Source organism: Avibacterium avium (genome assembly GCF_900454535.1).
Taxonomy (GTDB): Bacteria; Pseudomonadota; Gammaproteobacteria; order Enterobacterales; family Pasteurellaceae; genus Avibacterium; species Avibacterium avium.
Genome location: NZ_UGSP01000001.1, coordinates 527,717 through 542,857, shown reverse-complemented (window position 1 = coordinate 542,857; position 15,141 = coordinate 527,717). Strand labels below are relative to the sequence as shown.

The following is a 15,141-nucleotide window of genomic DNA, read 5'->3' as shown; positions in this document are numbered from 1 at the left end:
CTGCCTAGCAAGATCATAAGGCTTGAGCAATCAAGCCTTTTCTTTTTGTTGGCAACGAATAATGAGAACTATCAATGCAAGCCTTACCTATCGAAAAATATGATGAATTATTGGCAGAAAAACGCCAAAAATTGACCGCACTTTTAGCACCCTTTGATGCGCCAGAATTAGCGGTATTTGATTCGCCAAAACAACATTATCGTATGCGTGCTGAATTTCGTGTTTGGCATCAAGATGATGATTTTTATCATATTATGTTTGACCGCCAAACGCGCAAGCCTTATCGCATTGATCGTTTCCCCATTGCCAGCCAGCTTATCAATGAAATGATGCAAGCCTTGCTGCCCCTGCTCAAACAGCAAACCATTCTCAAGCATCGTTTATTCCAAATTGATTATCTCAGCACCCTGAGCAATAAAATTATCGTCAGCCTGCTTTATCACAAAGTCTTAGATGAACAATGGCAACAGGCGGCGGTAGCATTACGCCAAACCCTGCAACAACAAGGTTTTGACGTGCAGATCATCGGGCGTGCCTCTAAACAAAAAATTTGTTTAGATCAGGATTATGTGGACGAAATTCTGCCTGTAAACGGCAAAGACTATATTTATCGCCAAGTGGAAAACAGTTTCACGCAGCCTAATGCGGTGGTAAATGGCAAAATGTTGCAATGGGCGATTGATTGCACCCAAAACAGCCAAGGGGATTTGCTCGAGCTTTATTGTGGCAACGGCAATTTTTCCATTGCGCTGGCGCAGAACTTTCGTAACGTGCTAGCAACAGAAATCGCCAAACCATCTGTTGCTGCTGCGCAATTTAATATCGCCGCGAACCAGATTGATAATTTACAGATTATCAGAATGTCGGCAGAAGAATTTACCCAAGCAATGAACGGCGTGCGTGCCTTTAATCGTTTAAAAGGCATTGATTTGCAAGCTTATGATTGCAATACCATTTTTGTTGATCCGCCACGGGCAGGGCTTGATCCTGACACGGTAAAATTGGTGCAACAATATGATCGCATTTTGTATATTTCCTGCAATCCGTACACTCTATGCGACAACTTGCAAACCCTATGTCAAACCCACCGCATTGCGCGTGCGGCGCTGTTTGATCAGTTCCCTTATACTGAACATATGGAATCCGGTGTATGGTTGATCCGAAAATAGCCGTGCAACTGATTTGCGAAACAAAAAATTCGCAAAATTTCACCGCACTTTGTGAACAGCAAGGCTTAATCCACCAGCCATACAGCCCGCTGGCCTTGGTGCAAACGGAACAAAACGGCATTGAACGTTTAGAATTACGCAAATTAGACGAACCCAAATTAGGCGCGGTGTATGTAGATTTTGTCAGCGGTGCAATGGCGCATCGGCGCAAGTTCGGCGGCGGACGTGGCGAAGCCATCGCCAAGGCCGTTGGCATTAAAAAAGATTATCTGCCTAGCGTCATTGATGCTACCGCTGGGCTAGGGCGTGATGCCTTTGTCCTTGCTGCTATTGGCTGCCAAGTGCGCTTAGTAGAACGCCACCCTGTGGTCTATTTATTGCTGCAAGACGGCTTGCAACGGGCTTATCAAGACGCAGAAATCGGCGCAATGATGCAGCAAAATATGCAGTTATTGCCCATAAAACAGATTGATGAACTTGCTCAACAAGGCACGAAAGCAGACGTGGTGTACCTTGACCCGATGTACCCCCACAAGGCAAAAAGTGCCTTGGTGAAAAAAGAAATGCGCGTTTTTCAGCATTTAGTGGGCGCAGATGAAGACGCAGACGACCTGCTCGCCCCCGCCTTACAAATCGCACAAAAACGTGTGGTGGTAAAACGCCCCGACTACGCCCAATTTCTCGCTGAAAAAGCCCCGCACTTTAGCCGCGAAACCAAAAATCATCGCTTTGATATTTATCTTGCAGAATAAGAAACAACACAAGTGCGGTAAAAATTTTGCTATTTTTTCACCGCTCTTATTTGCAAATTCTCGCCATCTTGCTTTCTTAAACCAGAAAGAATGAGTACCAGAATTAAGCCGAATAAGCTGGACGTTAGAAAGGTATAGCTAAAAGCTTGTTGTAGCTGTTCGACAGTTTCCCCAAGGGCGTTGCGGTATAAGCCTAAAATCACCGAAGAAACCGCAATGCCAATGCCAATTCCCACTTGCTGGATCACGCTCAGCATTGTTGAGCCTGCGCTGGCGTTGTTGTCGGATAAATCGCCGACGGTTAAGGTGTTGATCGCGGTAAAACTGACCGACATACAACCGCCGTATGCCAATAAAATCAGCACCATCTGCCAAATTGGCGTATGGCGTTGCAGTAAGCTCATTGCGGCAATCACGAAAGTCATCACAATGGCGGTGCTGATCAGCGTTTTCTTATAACCAAAACGAGAAAGAATGCCTCGAATCAGCGGCTTGAACGCCATTGAACTCACGGCAATTGGCACCATTAGCCAGCCTGCCACTTCTGCGCTGTAATGAAATACCACTTGGAGCATTAGCGGTAGCAAAAACGGTACGCCCGAGCCACACAGACGAATAAATAAATTGGCAATAAAGCCTAAACGAAAAGTGCGAATATGAAACAAAGAAAGAGGCATTAGCGGATTGTGAACGCGTTTGGCATAAAGATAATAGCAAGCCAGAAATGCCATTCCCACCGCCAGCACCACTAACGCAATCCAAGTTGCGGTGAAGTGTTCTGCCACTAGATCCAGCCCCAAGGTCAAGCCCACAAGCCCGCCCGCAAACAGCACGAAACCCCATTTATCTAAACGGCTCACCTGCCCTTTCATATTTGGCATATAAATGCCTGCAAGGAAAATCCCTGCCAGCCCAATGGGAATATTAATTAAGAAAATCCAATGCCAGCTCATATAAGTTACGATTAAGCCACCCAACACAGGCCCAAGGATTGGCCCAATAAGGCCTGCCATCGCCATAATATTCCACGCATTTAACAGCTGATTTTTCGGCACGCTACGGATTATCGCAAGGCGCGCAACAGGCATCATTAACGCACCGCCAAGCCCTTGTAAAATACGGGCAAAGATCAATTGTGGCAAAGATTGCGATAAAGCACACGCCACCGATCCCAGTACAAAAACACCAATGGCAGCACGAAAAACCTTACGCGTACCAAATTTATCCGCCGCCCAACCGCTTAACGGAATAAACAACGCCACCGTCAAAGCATAGCTAATGATCGCCAACTGCATATTCAGCGGCGATTCATTTAGACTGCGCGAAATAGTCGGCAACGCCGTATTCAAAATGGTCGCGTCTAAGGTTTGCATAAAAAAGGCAACGGCGGCAATCCACGCCAAGCCTGTATAATTTTTCGTTTCTGTCATAAAAATTCTGCGATTTTGCACCGCACTTTATTTCATTTGTTGTTGATACCAATGAAAAATAAATGTGGCAATTTGCTCAACCTGATTGATGTCCAAATGTGGCACAGTGCAGCTTAAAGGGTAATCGGTGGCGAGCGCAATCACTTTTTCATCAAGCTCAGGCAAGGCTTTCTCCATTGTTTTGCGATGCAATAAAATCTTTGCAATAGGTTCGTGTTTGAAACCTTCCACCAAAATCAAATCCGTCAGCTGCGGATCAAATTGCGCCGCCAAATAGCCTAAGCTCACGGGCTGTGCGGTTTCCGTCATCAATGCCCAACGGTTATCACAAGCCATTACCACTTGGCTCGCACCTGCTTCTTTCATTCGCCAGCTATCCTTGCCCTCTTTATCCACCTGCGCGTTATGATGGCTGTGCTTAATCACCGCCACGCGCAAACCGAGATCGGCAAGCTGAGGTAAAAGTTTTTCCAGCAAGGTGGTTTTGCCACTGCCGCTGTATCCTGTAATGCCAAGCATCGGGCGCATTTTATGTCCTCTATTTGAGAGTTAATTCAGCAATTAAATTTAATAATGATCTTTTTTGTGAAGAATATCACAGATTCATTTATTCAAATATCTACTACGATAATAAAGTGCGGTGTAAATTTCACCCATTTTTATTCAAACACCTTCAACACATCTAAACTCACGCTTTCACCGTTTAAATAATCTTGCAGGGCTTGGCTGACGAGTGGGTTGCGTTCTGCTTGTCCGTCTTGTTGGATATAATGCTGAAATTCTGCGGGAGTGAGCCATAAACCGCCCTCAATATCAGGATCACTTGGACGGATAGGCTGTTGTTCTTCAAGCTCTACAGCAAATACAAAACGCAAATAATCTTTTTGGCTGCGTGGGGCGTGCCATTGGTAGATTTTGATCAGCTTGCTTGGCGTTGCGTCAATCCCTGTTTCTTCACGCAATTCGCGTATTGCGCCGGCAAGGATTGTTTCATTTTGCTCTAAATGCCCTGCTGGTTGGTTTAAGGTCATTTTGCCGTATTCAAATTCTTTGACAAATAAAAATTTGCCTTGGCAATGCACTACGCACGCCATTGTTATATAAGGTCTATGCATTGGATTTCCTTAATTTTAACCGTTGATAAAGCGCTTCTAGCTCTTGGGAATTCAATTGATAATACTGCCCTAATGGCAAATTTTCTACATTAAATCCTGCCATTTTGCGGCGAATTAAACGCAAAGTGGGAAATCCGATATGTGCGGTCATTCGGCGAACTTGGCGGTTTTTGCCCTCACAAATTTTAATTTCTAGCCAGCTTGTGGGAATGTTTTTTCGCTCGCGAATAGGCGGATCCCGTTGCCATAAAAAATTTGGCGCAGAAATCAACCGCACTTTCGCCGGCAAGGTTTTGCCATCTTTTAACATTACCCCTTGACGCAGCGGTTCAAGCTCGCTCTCTGTTGGCTCACCCTCCACTTGCACGAAATAGGTTTTCTCTGTTTTGTATTTAGGATCAGCCAAACGGTGCTGAATTTCGCCGTTGTTGGTGAGAATTAACAAGCCCTCACTATCACGATCCAAACGCCCTGCGGGGTAAATCTGCGCAATGGTAATAAAATCTTTCAGCGTTTGCCGCCCATTTTCATCGCTAAATTGGCTTAGCACATCAAAGGGCTTGTTAAACAGCACCACTTTGGTTTGGGCGAAATTCGGTGTACTTGTTTTTTTACGCGCAAAATGCTGAACCGTTTTTTTGCGTAAATTTTGCCGTTCTTGATGATTACGGCTTGAAAGAAATTTTGCCTTCATATATGTTATGGAAATGTTGATTCGTTACTTAACAAAAGACACATTTTTAACAATCATTAATGCCACTTTTGTTAAACATTTCATTCACTATAACACAACATCAAGCATAAAGGAGAAATCCAATGAGTCAAACCCAATCCGCCGTTGTTATCCCACAAGGTGAAAAAATTCGTTTAGATGCACAGGGCGCATTAATCGTGCCAGATAATCCAATTATTCCATTTATTGAGGGCGATGGCATTGGCGTAGATGTAACGCCTGCAATGCAACGCGTGATCGATGCCGCCGTGGAAAAAGCCTATCAAGGCAAACGCAAAATTTCTTGGTTAGAAATTTATGCCGGTGGCAAAGCCAATGAAGTTTATGGCGAAAACACTTGGCTACCAGCAGAAACCCTTGATTTTATTAAAGAATATCACGTTGCGATCAAAGGCCCGTTGATGACCCCAGTGGGCGGTGGCATTCGCTCGCTCAACGTGGCAATGCGTCAAGGCTTGGATCTTTACAACTGCTTGCGTCCAATTCGCTATTACAGCGGCACGCCAAGCCCAGTGAAACACCCTGAAAAAGTCAATATGGTGATTTTCCGTGAAAATTCAGAAGATATTTACGCCGGCGTGGAATGGAAAGCTGGCTCGCCTGAAGCGGACAAAGTGATCCAATTCTTGCAACAAGAAATGGGCGTGAACAAAATTCGTTTCCCACAAGATTGTGGTATTGGTATCAAACCTGTTTCAAAACAAGGCACACAGCGTTTAGTGCGTGCGGCTTTACAATATGTGATTGATAATGATAGAAAATCCCTCACCCTTGTGCATAAAGGCAACATTATGAAATTCACTGAAGGCGCATTTAAAGAATGGGGTTATGAAGTGGCGAAAGAATTTGGCGCAACACTCATTGATGAAGGCCCGTGGATGAAACTAACGAATCCAAAAACAGGGCGTGAAATTATCATCAAAGACTCCATTGCCGATGCGTTCTTGCAAGAAGTGTTGCTCCACCCAGCCGATTACGATGTCATCGCCACACTCAACCTAAACGGTGACTACATTTCCGATGCCCTTGCTGCACAAGTAGGCGGAATTGGCATCTCACCAGGGGCAAATATCGGTGCGGAAGCGGCAATTTTTGAAGCCACCCACGGTACAGCACCAAAAATCGCAGGGCAAAACAAAGGCAACCCCGGTTCATTAATCCTAAGCGGTGAAATGATGTTACGCCATTTAGGCTGGACAGAAGCCGCGGATTTAGTGGTAAACGCAGTCGCCAAAGCCATTGAAAACAAAACCGTTACCTTCGATTTTGCAGAAATGTTAGAAGGCGCGAAATTATGCTCCACGTCCGAATTTGCCGAAGAAATTGTGGCGAATATGTAGCTTAGTGGCAAATTTTTCCCCTTTACTAAATTGGGGACATTTTGATGCGCGCGAACACATCGGTTTGCCCCTACATTGTGATAAATTAGAAAAGATCCGTAGGGTGGGCTTAAGCCCAGCGAAGGGAATAAATTACATTAAATGATGGGCTAAAGCCCATCCTACCCCTACTGTGTGCCTGCCCGAATAGGAGCATTGCGTTGAATAGAGGGCGGACACATCGGTCCGCCCCTACGGGAAAGTGCAATGATAAATGGGAAAAGAGCGGTAAAAAATCTCTGAATTTTTCACCGCTCTTTTTCTTTGCTTTTATTTGTTAATTCAAATAATCATATTCCTCTTGGCTAATCACCGTATCGTAGCCGCCGATGAATTTGTCGGTGTGTTTGCGGATGCCGGTGTATTCTAGGCTCGCATCTTCGTAGCGTTTGAAGCTGAACACGGCACTGTTCATTTGAACTTGGTTGAATACGTTAAGGCTAACCAAAAGCTGGAAATCTTTTTGTGTTAAGCCTGTAACCGCAGAGAATAACTCAGGCTCTAGCACTTCAATCACTTCGCGCAAGGTGTGTTCGCGGAAATCGGTGAGATACATAAACACTGGCACGCGGGCGGCGAATTTAATCAGTTTATCCTGAAGTAACTTGCGTAAGGATTTACGCTCTTTTTCGGCTTCATTGACTGTTTTTTCTTCATCTGGGGTAAGCGGTCGCCCTTCTTGTCTTGCTCCCCCTTTGGTTTTCCTCACTTCAGTAGTGCGGTTGATGATGGTGGTAATGTCTTCTCGTAAGGAGCGGAAGCCCTCAATTTTATCCAATGCTGCCATTGCTTCTTCGCTGTTGCGTAAACGATCAAGGGTAACATTATCCACATTTACCAGCATTGCGCTTTCCCAGCGGCGGGCGAGCAAGGTGGCGGTCATTCCGCTTAGGGCGTAATCTAAAATATCGCCTGCATCAAAGCGGTGCATTGTGCCGCCGTCATAGGAAAGCACTGGCAAGAAGTGAATAAAATCCGCCACTTGTTTTTCTGGGTTATCTTCCGTTGGATTTAATTTCGTGCTGTAATCGCTCACTTGGGTTAAGGCACGATTTAACGCAAAATCAAACACATAGCAATATTCTTTCACCACAATTTCTTGCTGATTGTGATCGCGCATTGTCCAAGGGGTTTGCACACGGAATGCAGCTTGGAAATAGGTTTCAGGGCTTTTTAAGTTGCACAGCATAAAAATGCCTGACCATTCAGGAATGGAAATGCCTGTTAATAATTTTCCGCAACTTAGGGTGATGCTTTTATTTTTCAGCGGATTTTCACCAATGGCGTTGCGCACTGGCGGCAAGGCTTTTTCGCCCACGCCAGCCTTGGTGCCTGCGGCCACCACCACGTTATAATCGTGATAAAACTGATTTTGTGGCATTGCCAACAGATTTCGCATCGCAAAACAACTTGCCACGGTGGGCAAAAACCACACCGTATGCAATAAATTTGCCAATAAATTCACATCGCTATAAGGCATTGGCGGTTTCTCAACGCCGAACTGCAAAGGCTGATCGCCACCGTAACGCAGCCAGTTCAGCCATTGTTGCACTTCATTTTGATACTTAAAGCACGCCTCATCACCCTCGCCCTCGGCGGCGAAAAATTCGTTTAAGTCAAATTCATTTTTATCGCCTTTTTCTGCTACCGCGCGCAGATCTTCCGCCATTTGGTAGGTCATCATCACCATTTTTGGCAACGCAAGATAAGGGTTATCAGGCTTGTTCCCCCACTGGATTTTGGCTTGCTGCTCATCGCTATATGTCCAGCTGAACACCTGTTCTTCGATAAATTCGCCATTGTTTAAAGCGCGGAACGGCGTGCCTGAAAGATAAAGATAGTGGTAGGTGGTAAGCCCCAGCTCATCTTGATCAAATTCTATTTGATCCTTTAATTCAGCGCTCAGCTCGCCGTCATCAAATTGTTCTTTGGTTTTGTTGCGCCACGCGCCATAGTGGTATTCATCAAACACCACGCAATCCCAGTTAATTTCATACACCCAACGATTGCGATCTTTCACCTTGCCCTTGGCGGTGCGGCCGTGTAAATCTTGCAAAGAAAGGAAACAAATCAACGGTTTATGCAGTTTCTCGCTGTGCGTTTTAATGCGATCCCATTCATCAATATTATTTTTATCCACAAATTGCCAATCGGTAAAATCAATGTGGTTTTGCAAATCTTCTTGCCACGCCGTTTTCACTGCTGGTTTAAAGGTGAGAATCAACACCCGCCGCCACTGCATTTGCTTAATTAATTGATAAGTGGCGAAGGTTTTACCAAAACGCATTTTGGCATTCCATAAAAATTGCGGTTCTTTGTTGGCATTTTTCGGATCTGCTCGAAAAGCGTTGAAATAATCCTTTGTGCGTTGCACCGCACGGGCTTGCTCAGGGCGCATTTTAAAATCCAAAGTGCGGTGGATTTTAGGCGATTTTCTTTTTCGCACCGCCACAATGGCTGATTTCACCGCGTCCACATCACAATAAAACCATTCCCCCTCACTGCGTTTTATACCCATTTTCTGCAAGGCTTGATGCACATCGTGATCGTTAAAATAGGAACCGTCATCACGCACAGCTAGCTCATCAAGTTTAATTTGATAAGTTTGGCTAGGCGTTTTCACTGGGTATTGTTCCGCAATGCGTTCTGCCACTTTGCGCGTGGTGTAGCCCACTTTGAGCATATTCGGAAAGCGATTATCGCTGTAAGCATAAATTTTTGGTTGTTGCAGAGAATGTAAATAATTATTCGACATCGGTTCTCTCCATTGGGCGTACCATTGATTCAATAAAGGCGATTTCATCGTTGTTTAAGCCATATTTAGCGTATAACTTTTCATCATTCCACGATTGGCTGAAATCTTGCATTGGGACGAGTTGGTAGCAACTGTATTCCGCTAAAAAGCAAAAATACAAATTCGTTAATTAAAGCGCGTGAGCGTCCCATTGCGAACCATCGCGGACAATCGCATTTAAAATGGTTAGAAGCTTACGCATACAGGCGTTAATCGCCACTTTGAACGCCTTACCATTAGCCCGTAAGCGTTCGTAAAATTGTTTGAGTTTAGGCTCAAAACGCACGCAAACAAATGTGGCCATATACAGCGCATTTCGCACGGCTTTGCGACCACCTGAACAGCGGCTTTTCCATTTGGTGTTACCGCTTTCTTTCGGATGTGGCGCAACGCCAACAAGCGAAGCAATTTGTTTATGTGTATATTGACCTAACTCAGGCAACATTGACATCAAAACGGCTATCGTTTGTGTGCCTAACCCTTTGATGTCTTTAAACTTTTTTATTGTATCGTCAAAATGTTTGAGATGATGTTCGATTTCACTATCCAGCTCATCAATACGCAGACTGAGATAGTCGATATGCTGCTCAACACTGAGTCGTTGTGTGGAATGGACTTGTTCAAGGCGGTTTTTCTCCGCGGAACGCATTTCAACAAGCTGATTACGGCGTGAAACAAGGGCTTCAAGCTGTTCTTGCTCGGGAGTCGGTGGTATGTAAAGCTGTTGCGCTACATTATCACGCATTGCGAGCATCTGGGCGTAAAAAGCCAACATTTTGGCGTCTTTATTGTCGGTTTTTGCTAGTGACTGCGACATCGCAAACTGATTGGTTTGTCGCGGGTTGGCAATCACCACACGAAAGCCTGCGTGGTGGAGTGCTTTAGCTAATGGAAGTTCAAGCCCACCGGTGCTTTCAAGGACAATTAAGTCCACACTGAAACGACGTAAATACTCAATGGTATGCGCAATCCCTTTCGGGTTGTTGGTTTCGGTCTTTGTTCGTTTTTGGTTAGAAAGCCCAATGACGAAATGACGTTTAGCAACATCAATACCACAATAAGTTTGTTCATTCATCATTAACCTGCCTTGCATTCGGGTTTAAGTCTGGCAACTGTTCGGTTTTTTGGTGAAATGTTATCTGCTCTCATTGCTACAACTCGGTTTGTTGCCTGGGGCGTATGCGAGATGCAGATAACAGAGTTTTGTTGCTATTTTATATTAATTTTAATATACAAGGCGTTTCTTGTGGCGTGTTGTGTATTCTTTTTTAAAGTCAGCATAAAATGGAAAAATTTGGTTTGAATGTAAGAAATCACATTTTTTGCTGTTTTTTCATCATCAAAAGGCCCGAAAACTAAATAGGTTTCCGAACAGCAAGAATTGGGTTCACCTAAAATTGGCTTCACTAAATCAACACGACTATCGCCCGAGCCAATGGCATAAGGCACAAATAATTTATAGCGATCGATCCAATCTCGGTTCACTTTCACTTCACCACGGCTAATGTAATTTACCGCTTTATTGGCATAAAATTTCACTGTGTTATCTTTGGTTTTTGCATAGCCTTTAAATTGGGTAGTAAAACCAAAAGGTTTGCGAGAACTGATGAATTCGTTAAAACTAGGTTCATTGAAACTTTTCACCTTATGATAAAGATCTACGGCTTCGTTACTACGAATAAATGTATCCATATTTTCTTCTAATAAATAACGGCTGGCTTGCGAGACCATTTCGCCATTTTCATAGCTGAAAACTTGCGTTTCACCTGTTGAATCTTTTTGCCAAAGGAAATAACACACGCCACCTTTAATATCCACGCCCGAAAAGCAATCCTGTGAATTAGGAAAATCGTGCAACTGGCGAATTTGCGAATCTTGCAACATTGTGGCACGGAACTCATCAAGTCCTTTGCCGCCTGCATACCAACGGGCAGGGATAATCATCACCAAATATTCAGGTTGCAATTTTTTCGCTTGTTCCACAAAGTGTTGATAAATCGGGCTAGCACTGGATTGTGCACCACTATCTCTTAATTGGTAAGGCGGATTGCCAATAATAACGTCAAATTTCATCTCTTTATATCGTTCAAAAAATGGGCTGTAAGAATGGATAAAATGGTAGGCGTGGGTTTCAAGTTCATCACCACGATCAAAAACTTCTTGGCTTGCACCACATTCCGTGCAACGTTCTTTTTCCCATTTGTGGGCTAAAGTGCGGTAAAAAATATGGCCATTTTCATCATCAAAGGCGGTGCAAACGGAATACTCGCCGTTCGCTTCACGGCTGCAATACAGGCTGCGGCGGCTAAGCTGTGCGGTGAGCGTGGTGATGCCGATGCCGAATAATTGCTTGGTGAAAATGTGGTTTAACCGTTCCTGCAAATCAGGAAAATGAGCTTCTAAGCCTTTGATTAGGCGTTTGGCGATCTCGCGTAAAAACACCCCAGATTTACTGCAGGGATCAAGGAATGTTTTGTTGGGATCGCAGAAAAAGTGCGGTGGAATTAAATCCAACATTTTATTTGCCAATAGGGGCGAGGTGAACACTTCATCACTCGACAAATTGGCAAGGCAAGATAACACGTCAGGGTTGTAATTTTTCAGCATTATTGGATCTCACTTTGTTCATATTCGGTGGCATAGGTTTGTTTGATTTGCAAAAAATCGCATAGGCTGGATTGAAAAACCGTGCGATAAGGGTGCGGTTGGGCAGCGTTGCCATTTGGCGTGATGGTGTATTCTTCCCCTACCAAGCCTGAGTAGATAAACGGCACGCGCTTGATTTTTCTCTCGTTAATAAAACTCCACTGAGAAAAAATAATGGCTTTTTTCGCCCGCTCTTCTTCCGCGCCACTTAAATTCGGAATGGGAGAATGCTCGCGCGGGTATTTCACTTCCATTTTTAACGCATCGCCCAACACAATGTTGAAATGCAACAGGCAATCAATGGCATCAAGACATTCGGTTTTTTGGCTGTGCGGAAACAGCCGCGCGTATTCTTGCGCAGCAAAATCAAACAGCCGTTTGCGGCAGGCTTTTACGTTATCTTCCAACAGCTCAATACCGTAAAGACTGCTTACCGCAAGGATTAAATCTCGCTCATAGGAAAGCTGGCTTGGCGATTTAACGTGTTTTTTTCGCTTACTTTTATCTTGGTAATTTTCTGCCGCCACCGCCAACTTACGGCGCAAAATTTCGATCAAAAAATTGCCCGTTCCGCACGCCGGTTCAAGAAAAGTGGCAGCTAACGATTGGGTTTGTAACTTCACCAAATCAAGCATTGCATTCACTTCTTGCTCTCTGGTGTAAACTTCCCCGTGATCCGCCACACGTTTTTTTGAAACTATTTGTTTTTCGTTAGACACTTTAAAATTTGAGATTAGGACTTAAAACTGAAAGTATTATTGATCTTTTTTAAAGTTTTAACAATATTACTTTCATTATCAAAATCACTGCGTGATAGCTTTGCCACGCTATGAATGAAAAAGAAAAATTCGCCGTTAATTTAAGGCAAGCTATGACAAGAAAAGGCTATCCACCAAAGCCTTCAGTGTTAGAAACGATCTTTAATTTAAAATATGAAGGGCAAGACATTACGCCACAGGCGGCTTCGCAATGGCTTAACGGTAAAATGATCCCAAGATTAGATAAGTTAAAGACGCTTGCGATTGTTTTAAATGTAGATTTAAGTGAACTCGTACCGCCAAACAAACTACAAAAATTGCGAACAGCAGAACTTAAACGCATTGGCACGCCCGAAGAATTGCGCTGGGAAAACATCGCCACCCAACAAGACAAAGCCCTTTTCAGCCACTTCCTTGATCTCCCTGAACCCCAAAAAAATGTGGTGCGCGAGGTGATTATGGCGCTATATAAACAACACTGCGAATAATTGGTTTTGTTGTGCTTTTCCATTCCAGCCTAGAGCATTGTGATTTGTTTGTTGTTTGGAAATATTGTTTGGGCAGGCAATAGCATCTGGTTGAATTTTGAATAGGTGCGATATATAATGCAGAACAGGCGATAAGGTTTCCCTTACCGCCTGTGGCTAGTTATTCAAGTGCTACCAAGCTGTCGGGCTGTATAGCAACACGAATAACATGATAAGAATTATAAAGATAATTTTCATCGGTCTGATCTCAAATCAGAAGTTAAAACCAACTGTTCGAGATGTGCCACTACCTGACCCGCCAGTCAGGTAATGACAACACCTGACCAGCCATGGAAAAGTATAGCATAAACCGCCTTTTTAGGCGGTTTTATTTTTTATCTAAACTGTTTTCCCTTTATTGCCTAGAAAATATTATTCGGACAAAACTCAATCTCTTCCGACGGAAAAGTGCGGTGGAAAATTTCCGATTTTTTTACCGCACTTTTTTATTAATCAGCAAAATTCTGCCAAAAATCTAAACGTTCTTTTAGCTCTTGTATTGGCACAAATCGGGCAAAGCGTTCGACTTCTTTTTGCTGATAAAACATTAACACGACAGGGGCTGTTAAGGCGTGGAAACGGCTTGCCATTTCAGGAATATCTGCAATGTTGGCTTGCATTGCAAAAATTTCTGGCTTATCAGCTAAAAGTGGCGCTAATTGTTGCGCTACCGAAGTACAGACACCACAATTTGGTGCTTTAATCAGTAACAAAACCAATGGGTTATCAATAATCTCTTGCTCAATTTGCGCAAGATTTGTTGCTGTATTCATTTTATTTTCTCATTAAAAATGATTTGTAGGATAGGCTTCAGCCCATTGTTTAACGCGATTTATCTCTTTGGTGGGTTTGGTGGGTCTTACCTATCGTTTCCCTTTTGATGGGCCAAAACCTACTTTACTTCTCTCATTAAAAAAGCCATCAAGGTAAGATGGCTTTCGTTACAATTAATCAGCTGATGAATTACATTCCCACTAATACGCAAGGGGTAATGGTTTTGGCTTTTTCGAGGGATTTCACCGTTGTGGCGCGATCACCAATTGGCCCAATCACTACTCGATTCCACTCTGCGCTTGCATTAACGCGAGCATTAAAGCCTGACATTATCAACTTAGCTTGTACATTTTCTGCTTGCTGACGATTTTTAAATGCGCCGCATTGCAAGCCATATTTTTTCTCTCCGCCCGTGTTTTTCGCTACTGCGTTTTCCACTTTTTTCGTGCTTTCTGCTTTCTTCTCAGCTTCTTGTTTTTTCGCTGTTTCCGCTTTTTTAGCTTCTTCTTTTACTTTCGCAACAGGTTTAGCTTCCACCACAGCAGGCTTACTTTCCACCACGCTAGCTTTGGCTGGATCTGGTTTTTTCGCGGCTTCTCTGGCTGCCTGTTCTTCGGCTTTCTTGCGTTCTTCAGCCTGTTTTAAGCGCGCGGCTTCGGCAGCCTTTTGCTCTTTTTCCATTTCGATTAGCACTTTTTTCTGCTCTTCTGTTAAACGCATATTTTTTTCCAAAGATTTTGGATTATCGTCCACAGGCACAGTGCGCGTTTCCAAGGCCTTAATGTAACTCCACACTTCTTCGGGTGGCGTTGGCAAGACGCTTTTTGGCGCTTTTTTCTCTGGCGTAGGCACAACAGGGGCAATTTCGTTAGATTTTTGCTTAAGAAAATATAATCCGCCAGCAAATAGCGCGATCACTAATGCCACGATCGTTAAAACTACTGATTTATTTACTTTCTTTGCTTTCTTATTTGTTGCGCCAGATCGGCGAGAAACATAATCACGTTTAGCCACAATAACACCTTGTTTCCATTAAAAGTGCGGTCAAAATTTAGGATAAATTT

The 15,141-nt window shown here is 43.8% G+C and carries 15 protein-coding genes; 4 read left to right on the top strand and 11 right to left on the bottom strand.

The window, feature by feature from the left end; all coding sequences use genetic code 11:
• Window positions 1-74: 74 nt before the first annotated feature.
• Both trmA and DYC50_RS02635 read left to right on the top strand, forming a co-directional pair.
• Entirely contained in the window at window positions 75-1,169 is a 1,095-nt protein-coding gene (trmA, locus tag DYC50_RS02640) for a tRNA (uridine(54)-C5)-methyltransferase TrmA (protein WP_115248896.1), read from the top strand.
• Window positions 1,151-1,921: a class I SAM-dependent methyltransferase gene (locus tag DYC50_RS02635; RefSeq protein ID WP_115248895.1), complete on the top strand. Its 771-nt coding sequence runs from the start codon at window positions 1,151-1,153 to the stop codon at window positions 1,919-1,921. The genes trmA and DYC50_RS02635 overlap by 19 nt, the downstream gene beginning before the upstream one ends.
• A gap of 29 nt (window positions 1,922-1,950) precedes the next feature.
• Here the strand turns inward: DYC50_RS02635 and DYC50_RS02630 are convergent, their stop codons facing one another.
• From DYC50_RS02630 to DYC50_RS02615, 4 genes are all read right to left on the bottom strand, one after another.
• Entirely contained in the window at window positions 1,951-3,351 is a 1,401-nt protein-coding gene (locus DYC50_RS02630; protein WP_115248894.1) for a DHA2 family efflux MFS transporter permease subunit, read from the bottom strand.
• Window positions 3,352-3,378: 27 nt separating this feature from the next.
• Window positions 3,379-3,879, bottom strand: a complete 501-nt coding sequence (gene mobB, locus DYC50_RS02625; RefSeq protein ID WP_115248893.1) for a molybdopterin-guanine dinucleotide biosynthesis protein MobB — start codon at window positions 3,877-3,879, stop codon at window positions 3,379-3,381.
• A gap of 131 nt (window positions 3,880-4,010) precedes the next feature.
• Window positions 4,011-4,466 carry an NUDIX domain-containing protein gene (locus DYC50_RS02620; protein WP_115248892.1) on the bottom strand — a complete coding sequence of 152 codons (456 nt, stop codon included), beginning with the start codon at window positions 4,464-4,466 and terminating at the stop codon, window positions 4,011-4,013.
• Window positions 4,459-5,160, bottom strand: coding sequence for a pseudouridine synthase (locus tag DYC50_RS02615; protein ID WP_115248891.1), 702 nt, complete (start codon window positions 5,158-5,160; stop codon window positions 4,459-4,461). The genes DYC50_RS02620 and DYC50_RS02615 overlap by 8 nt, the downstream gene beginning before the upstream one ends.
• A gap of 122 nt (window positions 5,161-5,282) precedes the next feature.
• Here DYC50_RS02615 and icd point away from each other — a divergent pair, with 122 nt between their 5' ends.
• Window positions 5,283-6,539 (top strand): NADP-dependent isocitrate dehydrogenase, encoded by a 1,257-nt coding sequence (gene icd / locus DYC50_RS02610; RefSeq protein WP_115248890.1) that lies wholly within the window; start codon window positions 5,283-5,285, stop codon window positions 6,537-6,539.
• 316 nt (window positions 6,540-6,855) lie between these two features.
• Here icd and DYC50_RS02605 read toward each other — a convergent pair whose 3' ends face one another.
• The 5 genes from DYC50_RS02605 to DYC50_RS02590 all read right to left on the bottom strand — a co-directional run bounded on the left by DYC50_RS02605 (window position 6,856) and on the right by DYC50_RS02590 (window position 12,737).
• Entirely contained in the window at window positions 6,856-9,333 is a 2,478-nt protein-coding gene (locus DYC50_RS02605; protein WP_115248889.1) for a DEAD/DEAH box helicase, read from the bottom strand.
• A complete protein-coding gene (locus tag DYC50_RS10770; RefSeq protein WP_281268537.1) occupies window positions 9,323-9,445 on the bottom strand; it encodes a hypothetical protein in 123 nt (40 codons plus the stop codon). Before DYC50_RS10770 ends, DYC50_RS02605 begins: the two co-directional genes overlap by 11 nt.
• A 57-nt stretch (window positions 9,446-9,502) precedes the next feature.
• Window positions 9,503-10,450, bottom strand: coding sequence for an IS110 family transposase (locus DYC50_RS02600; RefSeq protein ID WP_172459061.1), 948 nt, complete (start codon window positions 10,448-10,450; stop codon window positions 9,503-9,505).
• A 131-nt stretch (window positions 10,451-10,581) separates the two neighbouring features.
• The gene (locus DYC50_RS02595) at window positions 10,582-11,979 is read right to left on the bottom strand and encodes an Eco57I restriction-modification methylase domain-containing protein (protein ID WP_245934860.1); all 1,398 of its coding nucleotides are present in this window, start codon (window positions 11,977-11,979) and stop codon (window positions 10,582-10,584) included.
• Window positions 11,979-12,737, bottom strand: a complete 759-nt coding sequence (locus DYC50_RS02590; protein WP_245934859.1) for a DNA methyltransferase family protein — start codon at window positions 12,735-12,737, stop codon at window positions 11,979-11,981. Before DYC50_RS02590 ends, DYC50_RS02595 begins: the two co-directional genes overlap by 1 nt.
• Window positions 12,738-12,889: 152 nt before the next feature.
• Here DYC50_RS02590 and DYC50_RS02585 point away from each other — a divergent pair, with 152 nt between their 5' ends.
• Window positions 12,890-13,264: a helix-turn-helix domain-containing protein gene (locus tag DYC50_RS02585; protein WP_172459060.1), complete on the top strand. Its 375-nt coding sequence runs from the start codon at window positions 12,890-12,892 to the stop codon at window positions 13,262-13,264.
• Between the two features lie 488 nt (window positions 13,265-13,752).
• Here the strand turns inward: DYC50_RS02585 and DYC50_RS02580 are convergent, their stop codons facing one another.
• Window positions 13,753-14,076 carry a thioredoxin family protein gene (locus DYC50_RS02580; RefSeq protein WP_115248886.1) on the bottom strand — a complete coding sequence of 108 codons (324 nt, stop codon included), beginning with the start codon at window positions 14,074-14,076 and terminating at the stop codon, window positions 13,753-13,755.
• Between the two features lie 190 nt (window positions 14,077-14,266).
• Window positions 14,267-15,091, bottom strand: coding sequence for a cell division protein FtsN (gene ftsN, locus DYC50_RS02575; protein ID WP_115248885.1), 825 nt, complete (start codon window positions 15,089-15,091; stop codon window positions 14,267-14,269).
• Between the last annotated feature and the right edge of the window lie 50 nt (window positions 15,092-15,141).

Bases quoted from the DNA above. Each gene is read 5' to 3' on its own strand.
- trmA (WP_115248896.1), top strand. From the start codon at position 75: ATGCAAGCCTTACCTATCGAAAAATATGATGAATTATTGGCAGAAAAA.
- DYC50_RS02635 (WP_115248895.1), top strand. From the start codon at position 1,151: ATGGTTGATCCGAAAATAGCCGTGCAACTGATTTGCGAAACAAAAAAT.
- DYC50_RS02630 (WP_115248894.1), bottom strand. From the start codon at position 3,351: ATGACAGAAACGAAAAATTATACAGGCTTGGCGTGGATTGCCGCCGTT.
- mobB (WP_115248893.1), bottom strand. From the start codon at position 3,879: ATGCGCCCGATGCTTGGCATTACAGGATACAGCGGCAGTGGCAAAACC.
- DYC50_RS02620 (WP_115248892.1), bottom strand. From the start codon at position 4,466: ATGCATAGACCTTATATAACAATGGCGTGCGTAGTGCATTGCCAAGGC.
- DYC50_RS02615 (WP_115248891.1), bottom strand. From the start codon at position 5,160: ATGAAGGCAAAATTTCTTTCAAGCCGTAATCATCAAGAACGGCAAAAT.
- icd (WP_115248890.1), top strand. From the start codon at position 5,283: ATGAGTCAAACCCAATCCGCCGTTGTTATCCCACAAGGTGAAAAAATT.
- DYC50_RS02605 (WP_115248889.1), bottom strand. From the start codon at position 9,333: ATGTCGAATAATTATTTACATTCTCTGCAACAACCAAAAATTTATGCT.
- DYC50_RS10770 (WP_281268537.1), bottom strand. From the start codon at position 9,445: ATGCAAGATTTCAGCCAATCGTGGAATGATGAAAAGTTATACGCTAAA.
- DYC50_RS02600 (WP_172459061.1), bottom strand. From the start codon at position 10,450: ATGATGAATGAACAAACTTATTGTGGTATTGATGTTGCTAAACGTCAT.
- DYC50_RS02595 (WP_245934860.1), bottom strand. From the start codon at position 11,979: ATGCTGAAAAATTACAACCCTGACGTGTTATCTTGCCTTGCCAATTTG.
- DYC50_RS02585 (WP_172459060.1), top strand. From the start codon at position 12,890: ATGACAAGAAAAGGCTATCCACCAAAGCCTTCAGTGTTAGAAACGATC.
- DYC50_RS02580 (WP_115248886.1), bottom strand. From the start codon at position 14,076: ATGAATACAGCAACAAATCTTGCGCAAATTGAGCAAGAGATTATTGAT.